The organism is Segatella copri (genome assembly GCF_019249655.2).
Lineage (GTDB): Bacteria > Bacteroidota > Bacteroidia > Bacteroidales > Bacteroidaceae > Prevotella.
Map to the genome: position 1 here is coordinate 2649030 of NZ_CP137557.1, position 15637 is coordinate 2664666.

General features: G+C 44.3%; 17 protein-coding genes. 6 read left to right on the forward strand and 11 right to left on the reverse strand.

What is annotated here, in order from left to right:
• Window positions 1–61: 61 nt before the first annotated feature.
• From KUA49_RS10830 to KUA49_RS10845, 4 genes are all read right to left on the reverse strand, one after another.
• Window positions 62–367 (reverse strand): hypothetical protein, encoded by a 306-nt coding sequence (locus tag KUA49_RS10830; protein ID WP_218411329.1) that lies wholly within the window; start codon window positions 365–367, stop codon window positions 62–64.
• A 75-nt stretch (window positions 368–442) separates the two neighbouring features.
• Window positions 443–724 (reverse strand): DUF3127 domain-containing protein, encoded by a 282-nt coding sequence (locus KUA49_RS10835; protein WP_218411328.1) that lies wholly within the window; start codon window positions 722–724, stop codon window positions 443–445.
• 302 nt (window positions 725–1026) lie between these two features.
• A complete protein-coding gene (locus KUA49_RS10840) occupies window positions 1027–1449 on the reverse strand; it encodes a hypothetical protein (protein WP_218411327.1) in 423 nt (140 codons plus the stop codon).
• A 68-nt stretch (window positions 1450–1517) separates the two neighbouring features.
• Window positions 1518–2459 (reverse strand): hypothetical protein, encoded by a 942-nt coding sequence (locus KUA49_RS10845; RefSeq protein ID WP_218411326.1) that lies wholly within the window; start codon window positions 2457–2459, stop codon window positions 1518–1520.
• Window positions 2460–3682: 1223 nt separating this feature from the next.
• Here KUA49_RS10845 and KUA49_RS10850 point away from each other — a divergent pair.
• Window positions 3683–4222 carry a ClbS/DfsB family four-helix bundle protein gene (locus KUA49_RS10850; RefSeq protein WP_007898728.1) on the forward strand — a complete coding sequence of 180 codons (540 nt, stop codon included), beginning with the start codon at window positions 3683–3685 and terminating at the stop codon, window positions 4220–4222.
• Window positions 4223–4356: 134 nt separating this feature from the next.
• Window positions 4357–4983 carry a Type 1 glutamine amidotransferase-like domain-containing protein gene (locus KUA49_RS10855; RefSeq protein WP_004315354.1) on the forward strand — a complete coding sequence of 209 codons (627 nt, stop codon included), beginning with the start codon at window positions 4357–4359 and terminating at the stop codon, window positions 4981–4983.
• Window positions 4984–5276: 293 nt separating this feature from the next.
• On the opposite strand, the gene KUA49_RS10860 is transcribed toward KUA49_RS10855, so the two are convergent.
• The 4 genes from KUA49_RS10860 to KUA49_RS10875 all read right to left on the reverse strand — a co-directional run bounded on the left by KUA49_RS10860 (window position 5277) and on the right by KUA49_RS10875 (window position 8092).
• Window positions 5277–6032 (reverse strand): hypothetical protein, encoded by a 756-nt coding sequence (locus KUA49_RS10860; RefSeq protein WP_256624712.1) that lies wholly within the window; start codon window positions 6030–6032, stop codon window positions 5277–5279.
• Between the two features lie 32 nt (window positions 6033–6064).
• Window positions 6065–7015, reverse strand: a complete 951-nt coding sequence (locus KUA49_RS10865) for a relaxase/mobilization nuclease domain-containing protein (protein WP_218411325.1) — start codon at window positions 7013–7015, stop codon at window positions 6065–6067.
• Entirely contained in the window at window positions 7012–7425 is a 414-nt protein-coding gene (locus tag KUA49_RS10870; protein WP_218411324.1) for a plasmid mobilization protein, read from the reverse strand. The genes KUA49_RS10865 and KUA49_RS10870 overlap by 4 nt, the downstream gene beginning before the upstream one ends.
• A gap of 184 nt (window positions 7426–7609) precedes the next feature.
• Window positions 7610–8092, reverse strand: a complete 483-nt coding sequence (locus KUA49_RS10875; protein ID WP_264950963.1) for a DUF3408 domain-containing protein — start codon at window positions 8090–8092, stop codon at window positions 7610–7612.
• A 397-nt stretch (window positions 8093–8489) separates the two neighbouring features.
• Between KUA49_RS10875 and KUA49_RS10880 the strand changes: the two genes are divergently transcribed.
• Window positions 8490–8801: a helix-turn-helix domain-containing protein gene (locus KUA49_RS10880; protein WP_318331605.1), complete on the forward strand. Its 312-nt coding sequence runs from the start codon at window positions 8490–8492 to the stop codon at window positions 8799–8801.
• Window positions 8802–8883: 82 nt separating this feature from the next.
• Window positions 8884–9192, forward strand: coding sequence for a helix-turn-helix domain-containing protein (locus KUA49_RS10885; RefSeq protein ID WP_008145366.1), 309 nt, complete (start codon window positions 8884–8886; stop codon window positions 9190–9192).
• A 238-nt stretch (window positions 9193–9430) separates the two neighbouring features.
• Here KUA49_RS10885 and KUA49_RS10890 read toward each other — a convergent pair whose 3' ends face one another.
• From KUA49_RS10890 to KUA49_RS10900, 3 genes are all read right to left on the reverse strand, one after another.
• Window positions 9431–9793, reverse strand: coding sequence for a hypothetical protein (locus tag KUA49_RS10890; protein WP_218421446.1), 363 nt, complete (start codon window positions 9791–9793; stop codon window positions 9431–9433).
• Window positions 9790–11001, reverse strand: a complete 1212-nt coding sequence (locus KUA49_RS10895) for a site-specific integrase (RefSeq protein ID WP_218421448.1) — start codon at window positions 10999–11001, stop codon at window positions 9790–9792. The genes KUA49_RS10890 and KUA49_RS10895 overlap by 4 nt, the downstream gene beginning before the upstream one ends.
• Window positions 11002–11065: 64 nt before the next feature.
• Window positions 11066–12298, reverse strand: coding sequence for a site-specific integrase (locus tag KUA49_RS10900; protein ID WP_318331606.1), 1233 nt, complete (start codon window positions 12296–12298; stop codon window positions 11066–11068).
• Window positions 12299–12977: 679 nt separating this feature from the next.
• On the opposite strand from KUA49_RS10900, the gene KUA49_RS10905 reads away from it, so the two are divergent.
• Both KUA49_RS10905 and KUA49_RS10910 read left to right on the forward strand, forming a co-directional pair.
• Window positions 12978–14210: a site-specific integrase gene (locus KUA49_RS10905; protein ID WP_218412827.1), complete on the forward strand. Its 1233-nt coding sequence runs from the start codon at window positions 12978–12980 to the stop codon at window positions 14208–14210.
• Between the two features lie 63 nt (window positions 14211–14273).
• On the forward strand, window positions 14274–15470 hold the full coding sequence (locus KUA49_RS10910; RefSeq protein WP_318331607.1) for a site-specific integrase: 1197 nt from the start codon (window positions 14274–14276) through the stop codon (window positions 15468–15470).
• Window positions 15471–15637 lie beyond the last annotated feature (167 nt).

A 15637-nucleotide genomic window follows, 5' to 3' on the forward strand; every position in this document is an offset into this window, starting at 1 on the left:
TTTATAGTGAACCTTCAATTATATGTAAATATTTCTGTTTATCTTATCGTCTCTTATCACCTTAGGGCGTAACCTGGTCAACAAACACGCTGGCCTGTGCACTCTCGTCGATGATAACTGCTGCCGGCACCACATGCTGCTCCATTCTCTCCACGCAGAGCGTGAGTCTTACGTTCTCCTCGCTCACGCTGGCTCTGCCATGAGGCAACTTGATGAACTTTCTCACCTTTCGCACACCCATCTGGGTGGCATAAGCACTGAAGTTACCCTCCTTGGGGCTTACTAGGGCAATGCTGCCTCTGATGCGCTTACCGCTGGCTACCAGCTTCTTGTACAATTCGTCTGAAATCTGAATCTTGATATTCATATTGCTTTCTATTTTAAAAATACTATTTATTTAAAAAGTTGCTTCCTACTTTTTAAAAAGATGAAACACTCATGGTTAGAACGGCTGAACCTGCTCAAAATCAACGATATTAGTCTCGCCGTAATAGCTGCCGTTAAACTCCTTCACACCATGACGGAGTTCGATGCCTATCACATCGCCTTCCTGGGCGGTAAACTTATCCACCGCATCGCCAAAGAGTCGGCCTACAAACTGGTTGGGATGCATGGCACTCAGAACACTCTCAATCACAACCTCGCGCGATTTCCAGGGTTTGCCAGTCTGCTGGCTCATGCCATTCTTCACGGCAAGGAGCTTGATTACCTTAAACTTTTCCATTTTCTTTTCCTTTCTACTTTAAATTTAAAAACTCTAAAACTATAAACACACTAAATCCAGACTGTAAAATCTGAACATCAATCAGGACCATGGAATCAGCCTTCAATGCAGACCCTTTGTCCGTTTTGACAATGCAAAGATAGAAAGAAAAAATGGGGCATAAAACAAAAAGTGCCTGCAATTACTTGTCGTACAAATTTTCCACAAGTAATTACAAGCACTTCACAAGGAGTTGTACAAGTTTGTACAAGTTATCTTATCTCTTATTGCTATCTACAGGGGTATTTTCCCTGCTCCATTCCTTATCCAGGCAGATGCACCTGGTCATTCCAGCATGACTCCGAGCGTGGATAGAGGCCATGATCGTGGAGCGGTTTCCACAAAGCACGCCTATAACTGATGGTGCTGATCTTCTTTTCCACCAGCCATGCGTTGACCAAGGCCGTAATCTGTATTGGCTTCATATTTCTCGCCATGCTTACAAATTCCAAGGCATTGGCTTTTACGCCCATGAAGCAGGGAACTATCTGGTCTATCCAGTCTTCGTCGGGCGAAGGAGCCTGCGCCATATCCTTCAGGATGTTCTGTCCATCCACCTCTATGCCCATATTCTTGTCGAAATGAGCCTCAATCTTATCTACATGGTTTATCTGCTGACCGATGTTGCCATAAAAGTTGTTTTGAATCATCGGTCTTTCCCAATTGTTGTCATTCTGATTATACATAGTTTCCCTGTTTAAATTCACTATATTCACTTAAATTCACTAAAAAGATGTTCCTTGATTGCTTATCTTTATCTTTCGTTTTCCCGGTCCCACGGATCATACGTATGTGACGTCACATTGTTTGCACTGTTCGACTGTACGCCAACAGAACCCAAGAAATAATTATTCACGGTGCTCGCACCATTCGCCTTTTGCGGAACTCTCGACTTAAGCAATTCTTTCAACTGCCTGATTTCTTCGTCCTTCTGTTCAATTATGAGCTGCATGTTCCTCATCTCGCGGTTGTGCCTAGCATTCACATCTTCCAATTGCCTTTCCAGCAGTTTGAATCTCTTCTCAAGCTGCAGGTTAAAGGAAGCAGTGAGATAATTGCTTTTCTCAATGGCCTTGCAATGCTCATTCTTCTCCTTCTCTTCTTCAAGTTGAGCCTCCAATGCCTGTATCTTCATCTCATTGAGATTCATGGGCTGCTCACCGCTGTCACGATGGTCAGGCTTCACCTCATGTAACTCTGGAGAATAAAATCTATCCTCCACGGCATCTATCATGGCAGAGAATTGGGTCGCAACGCTACCGAATTTCATGTGGGGAACTTCCCAGAGAATGAAGTCTTCGGTTATTTCACTCCTTATTTTTTCAAGCCGACAGTTAAGTTTATAAGATCTGTGGCACTGCAAATGTAATATGCCATATACCATCCACAGACTAAGAAGCGTATCATTCTGAGAAAATTTACGAATTTTCCTTTTTAGAATACCCTCCTCGAATAAGTCCTCTATCTTCCTTCTGACAAGTTTCACAGAAAACTCAGAGGTAGCCTCCAAGGGAGCGGCTACCGCATAAGCCACATTGAAATAAATCAAGGAATCCCGCCTTGACACAATGCGTTTGTCTAATGCCCAATGATGCATCTGCATTAACAAACTGTTCAAGCCATTGGCTTCATACTCTTCGATAGAAGACTTCATACGATACTGCTGAGCAGCTACAGGATTTTTCTGGTTGTCCATAATCGTTTTGTTTTAAAAAACTCGGTTAAGAGTCTTTGGTTATTATTATAGTTCTACGATTCTTGGAGCATCCATCTCTCTTGAATAAACGAGGGAAACAGGTGTTTCATTTTCGTGGGCGCAAAGATAATGATTATTTTCGAAACAACAAAATAATTTCGGGAAAAAAATAAAAAGTTTTTTGCCGCCCTGAAATAACACCCAAATACTGCAATTGATAACAATAACAATAACAGTTTTAAATTCCGCTCCATCACCCCTAGCGGAAGAGAAGTAAGAATTAAAGTTATATATTATATATATTTATATATAATATATAAAATTTCCTTACATTTTTTCTTTCCTCGGAAAACAAAACTGTTATTGTTAATGTTATAACTCGCTCTAAATTGGACTTTGATTGAAAATCAAGAAGTTGGGCGTTTGCCTATATTATATAGGTAACAATATGGAAACGAGCGGACTTCTGCTCGTTTCTGTATTTTGCAATATGCAAAGAACGCCTTAATTCGGGGACAAAGATACGATATTTTTCTAAATATCCAATGATTTACAAGAGGAATTTTATGGAAATTAGAACTTTTGCGTAAAATCTGATGCTTACCAACACAATATGCATCCAAAAACAAACAGCAGGTATTCGGATATAGTTTATCCGAATACCTGTTGCCATAACGTTTTATTGCTGACGATGATTCTGACATCGGCTTTCATGTACTGTTGCAATATTGGGGTATTTTGTCCCTGTGTGCTCACAGTGGCTGTAGCCATAAAATAGTTGCCATCTTCCCTATGTATGAGTTTGGCATTATGTCTTATGATGTTGCAGTTATAAGATGCATTGTCGTTGCCCTCGAAAGAAACATGAGCTGTCCTTGGCTCATCGAAAAGATGTAAATACTTAAAAAATCTTAAAACATTCTTTATCCCCGATTAAATATCGTACCTTTGCAACCGAAAGAGTTCTTTGAATGGTTATGCAAATCACAGCAAGATGCTACATTCTGTATATTTCTAATTCGTAACCTCTTCTTTTTATGAGATAAAAACTTATCTCATTCTCAATTACTTATAAAAAATAAGTACTTTCAATGCATATATATTCGAATATGTCACATTGCAGATTATGCAAAAAATATAACTATCTTCCAATGAAATCTCAATAACCAGCAAGCAATGGTAGTTTCAGAAAATAATATAACAACACTAAGTAGAAAATAATTATGGCACGTGCAACGACAAAAGCGGATTTGACATCATCCGCCAACGAACAATTCAACAAGATGTGGAAGCTTATAGACTGTATGACTAAAAGTCAGCAGGAAGCAGCCTTTGCTGAAGAAATGGCAACGGTCGGTAAAGAAACACACTGGAGCAGAGACAAAAATCTGCGAGATGTGCTTGTACATCTGTACGAATGGCATCAACTGCTACTGAGTTGGATAAAAGCCAATCTTAACGGTGAGTACCAAACGTTTCTGCCTACACCATACAATTGGAAAACCTATCCAGCAATGAACTTGGAATTTTGGAAGAAGCATCAAAGCACACCACTGACAGAAGCAAAGACAATCTTAAAAGAGAGTCATAAAGAGGTAATGACACTGATAGAGCAATTTTCCAATGAAGAACTCTTTGCCAAGAATTCGTTCGGTTGGACAGGCTCTTCTACGCTTGGCACTTACTGTGTTTCAACAACGGCAAGCCATTACGACTGGGCTATAAAGAAGATTAAGAAGCATATCAAAACAAACAATAAGTAGATAAAATGGAGGCATAAAGAAAGAGTGGTAGTGTAAACTGAACTGAGTCACGGCTCTGTTTACACTATCAAGGAGGAGTTTCTGACCTATCATCAATGTAGTATCAAAAAGTGTTAAACTTAATATTATAGAATATGAAAAGATTATTTTTATGCTCATCATTTGCTGATGTTGCTAATCTATTTGTCGATTGTGCCAAAGAAGATTTGCAAGGGAAAATTATAGCTTTTATACCAACTGCAAGCCTTACAGAACCAATACGATTCTATGTAAAAAAGGGAAAAAAGGCTTTAGAAGAAGCAGGAATGATTGTTGAAGAAGTCGAGATTACCCAACTGCCCAAAGAGGAAATATCTTCTATATTACATAAATGCGATTATATCTACATAACAGGTGGAAATACATTTTTCCTTTTGCAAGAGTTAAAAAGAAAAGGTGTTGATAAAATTATATCTAAACAAGTGAAATTGGGTAAACTGTATATTGGGGAATCTGCCGGAGCAATAATAGCCTCTCCCGATGCAGAATATATGAGAAGTGTGAATTTTGATCCAATAGAAAAGGCTCCTGAATTGAAAGACTGTACTTCTTTAGATTTGGTCGATTTTTATACGATTCCCCATTATGGAAATTTTCCATTCAAGAAAAAAGGTGAAAAGATAGTTCAACTATATAATGAGAAGTTGCAGCTTATTCCTATAAGTAATAAACAAGCTGTTATTATTGAAGATTCAAATATTCAAATTAAAGATGCAAAATGAATAGAATAGACCGTATTTCTGCTATATTGATTCAGTTACAATCGCACTCGTTAGTGAAAGCACAGCAAATTTCAGAACGTTTTGTAGCATAGACGAGATGCCAAGAAAGCATATCAAAGCAGAATGCAGCAACAAGAACGGTTGGCAATTCGTTACCTCAAAATCGGACAATCCTCCCAATGTCCTTATTATAAAGGGATAAAGATTATATTCCAAAATTACACTAAATAAATGAGAGGGGAATGTATTAAGTTTATTTCCCTCTCATTTAGTTTAGTTAGTTTCCAGAAACTTTATTTTGAGCTTTTCATAGCACGTTTTATGCGATTTGATTCTTGCAAAAGCTTATTGGCTATACTATCTTTATAAGTAGCCATTTCAACCATTTCATGATGATGGCGAATATAATCCTCGTAGGCAGCAACACAATTTCTTACATCATCTATAACTTTCTCATCTCGGCAAACAGAAAAATGCTTTTCGATGTATCGAACATTTGGGTCGTCAGATGGAAGAACCATCTTCAATGCCCGATATTTCAAGTCTGCTACCTCCCAAGCTTGATACTCTCGCCATTGGGCTAGGTTGCCCCAAATGGAGATGACAAGAGATAGAGCCAAGCCTCCAATGAAAAGAAGAACATACTTTGAAGTTGGCTCGAAGCGATGAGTCACTACTTTCTTCAGAGGTGTGTTATCCATTGAGTGAAGTTTGTCCTGCACATTTTTTGATGTGGCATTCAGCTCTTGTTTCACCTGATTAATGGTATCAAACAAGAGTTTGCTTCGCTGTTCATCTTTGCTTGCTTCTTTCTTGGTAAGGTCGGTAAAGATACAGATAGCCTCTCTTAATCTTACCAATTTGTCAATAGCTTCCCCTTCTTTTACAGCCATAGCAAGAATAGCTTTTTCAAGTTTGCTTGTATCAACACTTACAGAGACCGGAGTGCTTTCCGCCTCTGTATTCTTTGGTGGGTCAGAAAGTTCATCGACTTTTTGCTCCAATCTCTCAACTGTGCCGTAGATGGCTTCTAACATTTCTTCTTTCATGTTCGATTCTAATTTTAAGTTTATGACTTGCATCAAAGGCTAAAGCCTCTTCTGCGTTTCTTCTTTTTCTTCTTGGATGATTCATCCTCTGGGAATTGCTCAAAGGTCTGTGCATTGGCAGAAGCAAAAAGTCCTATGGAAGAAATACCGTCCCAAGGGTCCTGGTTGCTCTCCGATATGGATGGCACCTGCTCATTCTTGCAACAGCCCTGCTCATATTGCTGAGCAGAGCTGGCTCTTGCTGATAAAAGGTTCTCCGTTCCCTCAAATCTCGCATTCAGCTTGCCAAAGCTATAGCCTCGGCTAATCTGCGTACCTTTGAAGCTATATCCATCCTTGCAGAAACGGATACCTTGTACCTTGGTTCGCTCCTTATCCTTATAGACAAACTCTAAGTGAACACCTCGTTTTGCAAGTTCACTTTTGAACTCGTCCCAGCTATCTGCCATTCTCAATGCGCTCTTTACAGCATTGTGAATCTCGTATTTTGCACGCTCCGCATTGCGCAATTTGCGAGTGTTAGTCTTGCTCTTGTCAGTTCCATAAGTCAATCCATACCTGGATTTTAGAGCTTTGGTCACTTGCTCATTACGCCTGTAATCATTCCTGTCTGATATGAGCTTGCCATCGTTATTGATGCGGTTGTACACGATATGGCAATGAGGATTGTCCGTGTTGTGATGCCTTACAATGATGAATTGGGTATCGGTAATGCCCATCATCCGCATGTATTCAAGGGCTATCTTTGCCATGAACTCATCCGTCAAACGTGGCTTGTCCTCTGGTTTGAAGCTCAATGCAATGTGTCCCACAGGCTTCTTAATCCTTGGATTTAGCTGCCTCTGTAGCTCGAAACTTTGCGTTATCTCGGCATTCGTGCCGAGTAACACACCATCCGAGACGATGATTTTCGCCTCGTCCTTGCCTGTCACATAGCGGACGCAACCACCAAAGGATGCACCTTTCTTTAGCTTGCCTATCATGTGGTATCCTCCTTTCTGCCCATACTGCTTGGCTTCGGTTTATAACTTGCTTGGCGAAACTCGCCAAGGATTTCTTTCAATCTTCTCAACAAGTCCACCACATATACATGGGTTTCATGGAAACCTCTCTGATGCGACAGCTTGGTAAGTTGGTTGAGGTTGTTTGCCATACCGATGAGGTTCTTGGCAATGGCAACCGTCTCTGTGTTGTGTCCGCTCACCACCTCACCATTCAAGGCTGACTCACGGATATACTCCGCCAACTTGCGATTGGCTTTTCTTGCCCTCAGTTTCAATGCCTCGTAGCTTGGCTTCGAGAACTTCACCGTGACAGACTTCGACAGCTTGCGAACCCTGCCCGTGGGCGGTCTTCCGCCCTTTTTCCTATTCTGTTCCTGCATGCTTGTCATTCGATATACTGTTTACAGTTGGTACACTCACTTTCTGCGACCGTCGGGAGCAAAAAATCTCCGCCCTCATGGTGGAGCGAGGCGTTTTGGGGTTCCCAAAACATAACCTCGCTCCCTCTCAGAACACGTTGGTTGGAACTACTGCCTTTCAGCTATCCACGCCCAAGGTCGCAGACCTTAATTCTCACAATTTGCGCCAAGCCTCGAAGTCCTCTTCATAAAGGCTTAGGTGGTGGCGCACGATGTTCTCGATGATGCCCGATACGCTCATGCGTCTCCCTCCGAGGATGCGGACGACACGATCAAGACGGTCTCGTACATCGGAACTGACGAAGACTGGCTTGCGGTCGTCAATCCTTGGAACTTGGAGGAAGGTCTGCTGATACTCCTCCAATGTCGCCTTGCGCTGCTTGCCACTGATGCGCTTCTGCGGATTCGGTGGCGATTGAGCCTCGTTCGTTGATGTTTCCTCTCTATAGGGAGTTGTTGCAGCAACTTTCTCTACAATTGCTCTCAACTCTGGGTTCTCTACATCATCATAGAGAGAATTACAACTACTTGGATTGGCTTTGTTGCCATACGTAGATGGGTTAACAAAATCCAAATACTCTTTTTCCATCAGCTCCTTTTGCTCAGGAGCCAAGACTGCATCTTTTGTTCTTGCCATAGCTTATGCTGTTTTATTTGTTAGTATAGTGGTCACGGTTTGCACCATTGACCGATTGTCGGGTGCAAAGTAAGTGTACTGAGTGCAGCCATGCAACTGATTGGGTGTAACGTGGCAATTTAGTTGTGGCTTGCTTATTTGCATACCGAGATAGCTGTGAGAACTTCAACGTATTTCTCAACTCATCATTGTTCATGTATTCGTTGCAGTCGTGCAAGTTTTTCTTGTTGTTTTTGGCGTTGAAGTCGGCAAACCCCGGCAACATACTGCCACAGAAATTGAAAACGCTTGTTTTTAGATTGCCGTGCCTTATCTTTGCACTCACAAGCGTGGAGCACAGCATATGCGTGGAGCTTTGCGACATATAACATAGTATTAACTTAGAAAAAAGAAAAGTATGGGATTCATCGTATTCGAGGAAGAGGCATTCAACTATCTTGATGCCCAGTTGGAGAACTTCATGAAGCGCATGGACAGAATCCGTGAGCGCAGTGAGGACAAGACCATGAACAAGTGGCTCGGCACGCAGGACGTGTGTCAGACGCTCAACATCTGCCCACGGACAGTGCAGACGCTTCGGGACAACGGAACTTTGGCTTATACGCAAATCAGCCACAAGACCTACTACAAGCCGGAGGACGTGATGGCTATCGTAGCAGTAGTGGAGGACAGGAAAAAGGACATGCGCTTTCGCAAGCGCACAGGTTAGGCTGTCAATATACAACAGCCACTTAATCCAAAGCAGCAAGTAAACCGGGTAACGTAAGTATCAACAATAAAACGAGACAACTATGAGCAATGAAGTAATGACAAGAAACAGCGAGTGGATGAACCACATCGTGAACCACCTCAACCGAATGGTTGACAATTTTGAACGTGCCGTGATGAACTACCGCCCCATGCTTGGCGGTGAGCGCTTCATGACGGACAAGGAGCTTTGTGCCAGGCTGCAACTGAGCCGAAGAACCCTGCAGGACTACCGAAACAACGGTGTCATCCCGTATATCCAGCTTGGCGGAAAGATACTCTACCGCGAGTCCGACATTCAGAAGATTCTGATGGCTAACTATCGTGAGGCGTACAGAATGAAGGGCTTGTAGGAGAAATACATGTCCTTGATGAGTGGGGGGAAATGAACAAGGCGACAACGTATAACTTACCGAGTGTGGCTGTTATAGGTTGTCGCCTCATTTTATTGGCTATACCGAGTTGGTCGTGTTTGCCGGGTATCATTTGTGTTACCTGTATAAATCTAATACCATGCTAAAACACACTGCGGTGGTTCGCCCAAGTGGCTGGAGGCGCAAAGCCTCCAAGGAACGTTGCTTTATGGCAGGTCTATGCCATTGCATTCTCTGTAAAGATACAGACCAGTTTAGTGCGGCTTGTCTGTCTGCCGATGACGGACTGCATGATGAACTCCCGGAAGGCTCGGCTCTCAATGCTGTCAATACGGAAGGCTACCGCAATGACGAGTTCAAGGCTATACACATCATAGCTGATGCGGTCGTTCTTCCTGACATGACGGCGTACACCCTGCTCTTTCAGAATGCCGTCCTTGAATACAGCCTTGACAGCCTTGCGCACATAGCAGCCGAATACATTATACATGTCGCCAATCTCCTGCATGGTCATCCATACAGTATCGGTCGGCATGGATACCGTTCCGCTCTCGCTGATAGTTATAACTCCTCTGTTCATTTTCCAATAGTTTTTTCGTTCGACAATCTGTTCCTTTCCCGCTTGGCAATAAGCTTATCCATGTCATTTGAAATCTTCTGCTCCGTCACCTGCGCATAGACCTGTGTGCTTGTAATGTCTGCGTGTCCCATCATCTTGGCTATGCTGCCGATGGGAATGTCCTCGTTGAGCATCAATACTCCGAATGTATGGCGGCTGGCGTGGAATCCCAACTTATTACTTATGCCAAGCACCATTCCAAGGGTATGCACATCAAGATAGATGTCTTTCTTCTCACCCAGTGGAAAAACAGGCTTGCTGTCGTCCGTGGTATTGTAGAGCGAAAGAATCTTCTCGGCTATCGGATGGAGCGGCACGAAGAACTCCACGCCTGTCTTCTCTCTTTCCTTGCGGATGAACTTCCTACCCTCGGAGTTCTCACTGATATGGTGAGGGTACAGTTTCTTTACATCTATATAGGATAAGGAGGTGAGCGAGGCAAAAATGAAACATCTGCGTGCAAGCTCCGTTCGCTCGTCAGCCATCGGGGTAGAGAGCATCCTGATGAAGTCTGCCTTGCTGATATGGGTCATCTTCGGGGCTGCCTTCTTCTCATACCCTATCTTGGCTATGGGATTGAAGCGGATAATGCTCCTGTCCACTGCCTTGTACATCAACATGTTCAGCCATAGAAGGCAATGGTTCACGTAGCTGTCGATGCGTCCCTGGTCTCGTTTCAGGAACAGCTTGTATTCCTCCCCGAAATTCTCGTCTATGTCCTCAAAGGCGATGTCGTCCTTATCCAACGAATGGACAAAGGCTCTCAGGTTCTTCTGCCATGTCCGCTTGTGCAGAAAGGTTTGTCTGGCTTTTGAGGTTCGATACCATTCCACGATGGTATCACCAAAGTTCAGCAAGAACCTTCCTGTCGTGTCCTTGTCCTTCAACACAGCCTTCAGCATTTCCACGGTGATGATGCCATTGGCGGTAAGAAGTGAGTTGTATTTATCCTTGACCTCAGCAAGGAAACTTGCCAATCGTCCGTTGTCCCTTGCGTTCCGTACCTCTCCCTTCTTGGCGTTCCACTCCTGTGGGGTACAGGATATGCCTGTGGAAATGGCTGCACTTTTGCCGTCAACGGTGATGCGGCAAAGTATGTTGGCTGTTCCGTCTGCCTTCACCTTCTGTCTGTTGATGTAAGGCAAAATTGAAAATGTACTTCTGCTCATAGTTGTTGTCCTTATAATATAATAATGTAGTTGAAACTGTAAAAAGAAAAGTTGAAAGCCCTGTTCATAATGCGAGAATAAAGTCCTTCTCGGTTGCAGCGATGAACTTGTCCATGTCCTCAAACAGCTTCTTTTGGGTTACTCTCGCATACCGCTGCGTCATCTTCACATCCTTGTGACCGAGCATCTTGCAGATGGTCTCCATCGGCACACCAGCCTCCAGCGTAATGAGGCTGGCGAACGAGTGTCGTCCCGAATGGTAGGAATAGGTCTTGCTCGTTTCCGCCAACTTGCAGATGGTGATGAGATCGATACGAACACGATTCGTGCTCAGCAATGGGAAAAGGGTATCTCTTGCCCCGTCCTCGTATTTCGCCATCAGCTCCAACGCCTCGGGCAGGAGTTTCACCCTGGCAAGTGTTCCGGTCTTCTTGCGGTTATAGATGAGCCATTTGTCACCATCCTCCAATACCTTGACATTGGCTTTCGTGATGGAAACGGTGTCTATGAAGGCTGTTCCTGCATAGCAGGCGAAAAGAAACAGGTCACGGCTAACGGATAGTCTCGGCTTGTCTTCGGGCAGTTCCACATCACGGATTTTTATGAAATCAGACATGCTGAGAGCCTTGGGTGTCGTAACCTTTGGAGTGCCAACCCGATAATGGGCGAACAGCAGGTTCTTGCACAAGCCTCGCTCAAAGGCAATGCGGCACATCTTCTTGAAGAGCGACACATAGATGGTGATGGTTCCTGATGAAAAGCCTTTCTCGTCAAGCAGGTAATGGTGAAAGTCACTGATGAAAGGCTCGGTCAGCTGTCCGAAAGCCAAATCAGTCAACCTATACCTCTCCCCGATGAACTCAGCGAGATTCTTGCGAATCTTTCTGTAAGTCCAGACACTGCTCTTCGACATATCGATGCCCTCATGGGTGCTGAGTTCACTGATATGCTCGTCCACGAAGGAGAGAAGGGTGGTCTGTGTCTTGACGCTGCCCTGCAAAGCCTCCTTGACATCCTTAGCCTCGAAGTCCGTTCTCTTTTCCACAAGCACATCGAAAGCCTTTTGGATGGAAAGCAACAACTGCCCGATGTCCTTGTTGGTCTCCACGGCTTCCTTGCTCTTGCCCTCCAATCGGCTGGCACGAGGATTCCAAAGCGATGGAGTACAAGACAACTTGCAGGAGAACTGCGCCATAGTCCTGTTCACCGTGATGCGTCCCATGATGGGAGCTTTTCCATTCTTGTCCATTCCGCTCTTTTTTAGGTAGAGCAACACCTTGAATTTTTCGATTTTCATAACGCTTACATTTTGAGTGTGCAAATATAATCATTTTGTAAGCGTTCCTTGATACGCAAAACATTGAGAATCAGCGCAATAAAATCCGTTGATGCACAAAGCTGCCTTTCCGCATTGTTACCTGTTTTGCATAGGTAACTGTGGCTCACGATTTAGTAACTGAACTACTTCAATATTCCTCACTCGCTTGCTTTATGCCGATTTGGCAACTTTGTGCAAATCTACTCATTCCCAACTGTTTACGTTCCAACCTCTCTTATTCTCCTTTGGCTGCTTTAGAGCTTTATGTTAAATGTTATAACTCGCAGTTTTGTGAGTATAGGAACATAGTCTTGTGTGCTAAGAAACATAGTTTTGTAAGAGAGAACAAACATCGTTTGATAACAATTAACATAAAGCTCTAAAGCAGCCAAAGGAGAATAAGAGAGGTTGGAACGTAAACAGTTGGGAATGAGCAGATTTGCACAAAGTTGCCAAATCGACATAAAGCAAGCGAGCGAGGAATATTGAAGTAGTTCAGTTACTAAATCGTGAGCCACAGTTACCTATGCAAAGCAGGTAACAATGCGGAAAGGCAACTTTGGGCATTAACGGATTTTATTGCGCTGATTCTCAATGTTTTGCGTATCAAGGAACGCTTACAAAATGATTATATTTGCACACTCAAAATGTAAGCGTTATGAAAATCGAAAAATTCAAGGTGTTGCTCTACCTGAAAAAGAGCGGAATGGACAAGAATGGAAAAGCTCCCATCATGGGACGCATCACGGTGAACAGGACTATGGCGCAGTTCTCCTGCAAGTTGTCTTGCACTCCATCGCTTTGGAATTCTCGTGCCAGCCGATTGGAGGGCAAGAGCAAGGAAGCCGTGGAAACCAACAAGGACATCGGGCAGTTGTTGCTTTCCATCCAAAAGGCTTTCGATGTGCTTGTGGAAAAGAGAACGGACTTCGAGGCTAAGGATGTCAAGGAGGCCTTGCAGGGCAGCGTCAAGACACAGACCACCCTTCTCTCCTTCGTGGACGAGCATATCAGTGAACTCAGCACCCATGAGGGCATCGATATGTCGAAGAGCAGTGTCTGGACTTACAGAAAGATTCGCAAGAATCTCGCTGAGTTCATCGGGGAGAAGTATAGGTTGACTGATTTGGCTTTCGGACAGCTGACCGAGCCTTTCATCAGTGACTTTCACCATTACCTGCTTGACGAGAAAGGCTTTTCATCAGGAACCATCACCATCTATGTGTCGCTCTTCAAGAAGATGTGCCGCATCGCCTTTGAGCGAGGCCTGTGCAAGAACCTGCTGTTCGCCCATTATCGGGTTGGCACTCCAAGGGTTATGACACCCAAGGCTCTCAGCATGTCTGATTTCATAAAAATCCGTGATGTGGAACTGCCCGAAGACAAGCCGAGACTATCCGTTAGCCGTGACCTGTTTCTTTTCGCCTGCTATGCAGGAACAGCCTTCATAGACACCGTTTCCATCACGAAAGCCAATGTCAAGGTGTTGGAGGATGGTGACAAATGGCTCATCTATAACCGCAAGAAGACCGGAACACTTGCCAGGGTGAAACTCCTGCCCGAAGCGTTGGAGTTGATGGCGAAATACGAGGACGAGGCAAGAGATACCCTTTTTCCATTGCTGAGCACGAATCGTGTTCGTATCGATCTCATCACCATCTGCAAGTTGGCGGAAACGAGCAAGACCTATTCCTACCATTCGGGACGACACTCGTTCGCCAGCCTCATTACGCTGGAGGCAGGTGTGCCGATGGAGACCATCTGCAAGATGCTCGGTCACAAGGATGTGAAGATGACGCAGCGGTATGCGAGAGTGACCCAAAAGAAGCTGTTTGAGGACATGGACAAGTTCATCGCTGCAACCGAGAAGGACTTCGTTCTCGCATTATGAACAGGGCTTTCAACTTTTCTTTTTACAGTTCAACCACATTATTATATTATAAGGACAACAACTATGAGCAGAAGTACATTTTCAATTTTGCCTTACATCAACAGACAGAAGGTGAAGGCAGACGGAACAGCCAACATACTTTGCCGCATCACCGTTGACGGCAAAAGCGCAGCCATTTCCACAGGCATATCCTGTACCCCACAGGAGTGGAACGCCAAGAAGGGAGAGGTACGGAACGCAAGGGACAACGGACGATTGGCAAGTTTCCTTGCTGAGGTCAAGGATAAATACAACTCACTTCTTTCCACCAACGGCATCATCACCGTGGAAATGCTGAAGGCAGTGTTGAAGGACAAGGACACGACAGGAAGGTTCTTGCTGAACTTTGGTGATACCATCGTAGAATGGTATCGAACCGCAAAAGCCAGACAAACCTTTCTGCACAAGCGGACATGGCAGAAGAACCTGAGAGACTTTGTCCATTCGTTGGATAAGGACGACATCGCCTTTGAGGACATAGACGAGAATTTCGGGGAGGAATACAAGCTATTCCTGAAACGAGACCAGGGACGTATCGACAGCTACGTGAACCATTGCCTTCTCTGGCTGAACATGTTGATGTACAAGGCAGTGGACAGGAGCATTATCCGCTTCAATCCCATAGTCAAGATAGGGTATGAGAAGAAGGCAGCCCCGAAGATGACCCATATCAGCAAGGCAGACTTCATCAAGATGCTCTCTACCCCGATGGCTGACGAGCGAACGGAGCTTGCACGCAGATGTTTCATTTTTGCCTCGCTCACCTCCTTATCCTATATAGATGTAAAGAAACTGTACCCTCGCCATATCAGTGAGAACTCCGAGGGTAGGAAGTTCATCCGCAAGGAAAGAGAGAAGACAGGCGTGGAGTTCTTCGTGCCACTCCATCCGATAGCCGAGAAGATTCTTTCGCTCTACAATACCACGGACGACAGCAAGCCTGTTTTTCCACTGGGTGAGAAGAAAGACATCTATCTTGATGTGCATACCCTTGGAATGGTGCTTGGCATAAGTAATAAGTTGGGATTCCACGCCAGCCGCCATACATTCGGAGTCTTGATGCTCAACGAGGACATTCCCATCGGCAGCATAGCCAAGATGATGGGACACGCAGACATTACAAGCACACAGGTCTATGCGCAGGTGACGGAGCAGAAGATTTCAAATGACATGGATAAGCTTATTGCCAAGCGAGAAAGGAACAAAAATCCAATGGCATAGACCTGCCATAAAGCAACGTTCCTTGGAGGCTTTGCGCCTCCAGCCACTTGGGCGAACCTCCGCAGTGTGTTTTAGCATGGTATTAGATTTATACAGGTAACACAAATGATACCCGGCAAACACGAACAACTCGGTATAGCCAATAAAACGAGGCGACAACCTATAAC

Excerpts from the sequence above, each read along its gene's own strand:
- KUA49_RS10830 (WP_218411329.1), bottom strand. The coding sequence starts at position 367 with ATGAATATCAAGATTCAGATTTCAGACGAATTGTACAAGAAGCTGGTA.
- KUA49_RS10835 (WP_218411328.1), bottom strand. The coding sequence starts at position 724 with ATGGAAAAGTTTAAGGTAATCAAGCTCCTTGCCGTGAAGAATGGCATG.
- KUA49_RS10840 (WP_218411327.1), bottom strand. The coding sequence starts at position 1,449 with ATGTATAATCAGAATGACAACAATTGGGAAAGACCGATGATTCAAAAC.
- KUA49_RS10845 (WP_218411326.1), bottom strand. The coding sequence starts at position 2,459 with ATGGACAACCAGAAAAATCCTGTAGCTGCTCAGCAGTATCGTATGAAG.
- KUA49_RS10850 (WP_007898728.1), top strand. The coding sequence starts at position 3,683 with ATGGCACGTGCAACGACAAAAGCGGATTTGACATCATCCGCCAACGAA.
- KUA49_RS10855 (WP_004315354.1), top strand. The coding sequence starts at position 4,357 with ATGAAAAGATTATTTTTATGCTCATCATTTGCTGATGTTGCTAATCTA.
- KUA49_RS10860 (WP_256624712.1), bottom strand. The coding sequence starts at position 6,032 with ATGAAAGAAGAAATGTTAGAAGCCATCTACGGCACAGTTGAGAGATTG.
- KUA49_RS10865 (WP_218411325.1), bottom strand. The coding sequence starts at position 7,015 with ATGATAGGCAAGCTAAAGAAAGGTGCATCCTTTGGTGGTTGCGTCCGC.
- KUA49_RS10870 (WP_218411324.1), bottom strand. The coding sequence starts at position 7,425 with ATGACAAGCATGCAGGAACAGAATAGGAAAAAGGGCGGAAGACCGCCC.
- KUA49_RS10875 (WP_264950963.1), bottom strand. The coding sequence starts at position 8,092 with ATGGCAAGAACAAAAGATGCAGTCTTGGCTCCTGAGCAAAAGGAGCTG.
- KUA49_RS10880 (WP_318331605.1), top strand. The coding sequence starts at position 8,490 with ATGGGATTCATCGTATTCGAGGAAGAGGCATTCAACTATCTTGATGCC.
- KUA49_RS10885 (WP_008145366.1), top strand. The coding sequence starts at position 8,884 with ATGAGCAATGAAGTAATGACAAGAAACAGCGAGTGGATGAACCACATC.
- KUA49_RS10890 (WP_218421446.1), bottom strand. The coding sequence starts at position 9,793 with ATGAACAGAGGAGTTATAACTATCAGCGAGAGCGGAACGGTATCCATG.
- KUA49_RS10895 (WP_218421448.1), bottom strand. The coding sequence starts at position 11,001 with ATGAGCAGAAGTACATTTTCAATTTTGCCTTACATCAACAGACAGAAG.
- KUA49_RS10900 (WP_318331606.1), bottom strand. The coding sequence starts at position 12,298 with ATGAAAATCGAAAAATTCAAGGTGTTGCTCTACCTAAAAAAGAGCGGA.
- KUA49_RS10905 (WP_218412827.1), top strand. The coding sequence starts at position 12,978 with ATGAAAATCGAAAAATTCAAGGTGTTGCTCTACCTGAAAAAGAGCGGA.
- KUA49_RS10910 (WP_318331607.1), top strand. The coding sequence starts at position 14,274 with ATGAGCAGAAGTACATTTTCAATTTTGCCTTACATCAACAGACAGAAG.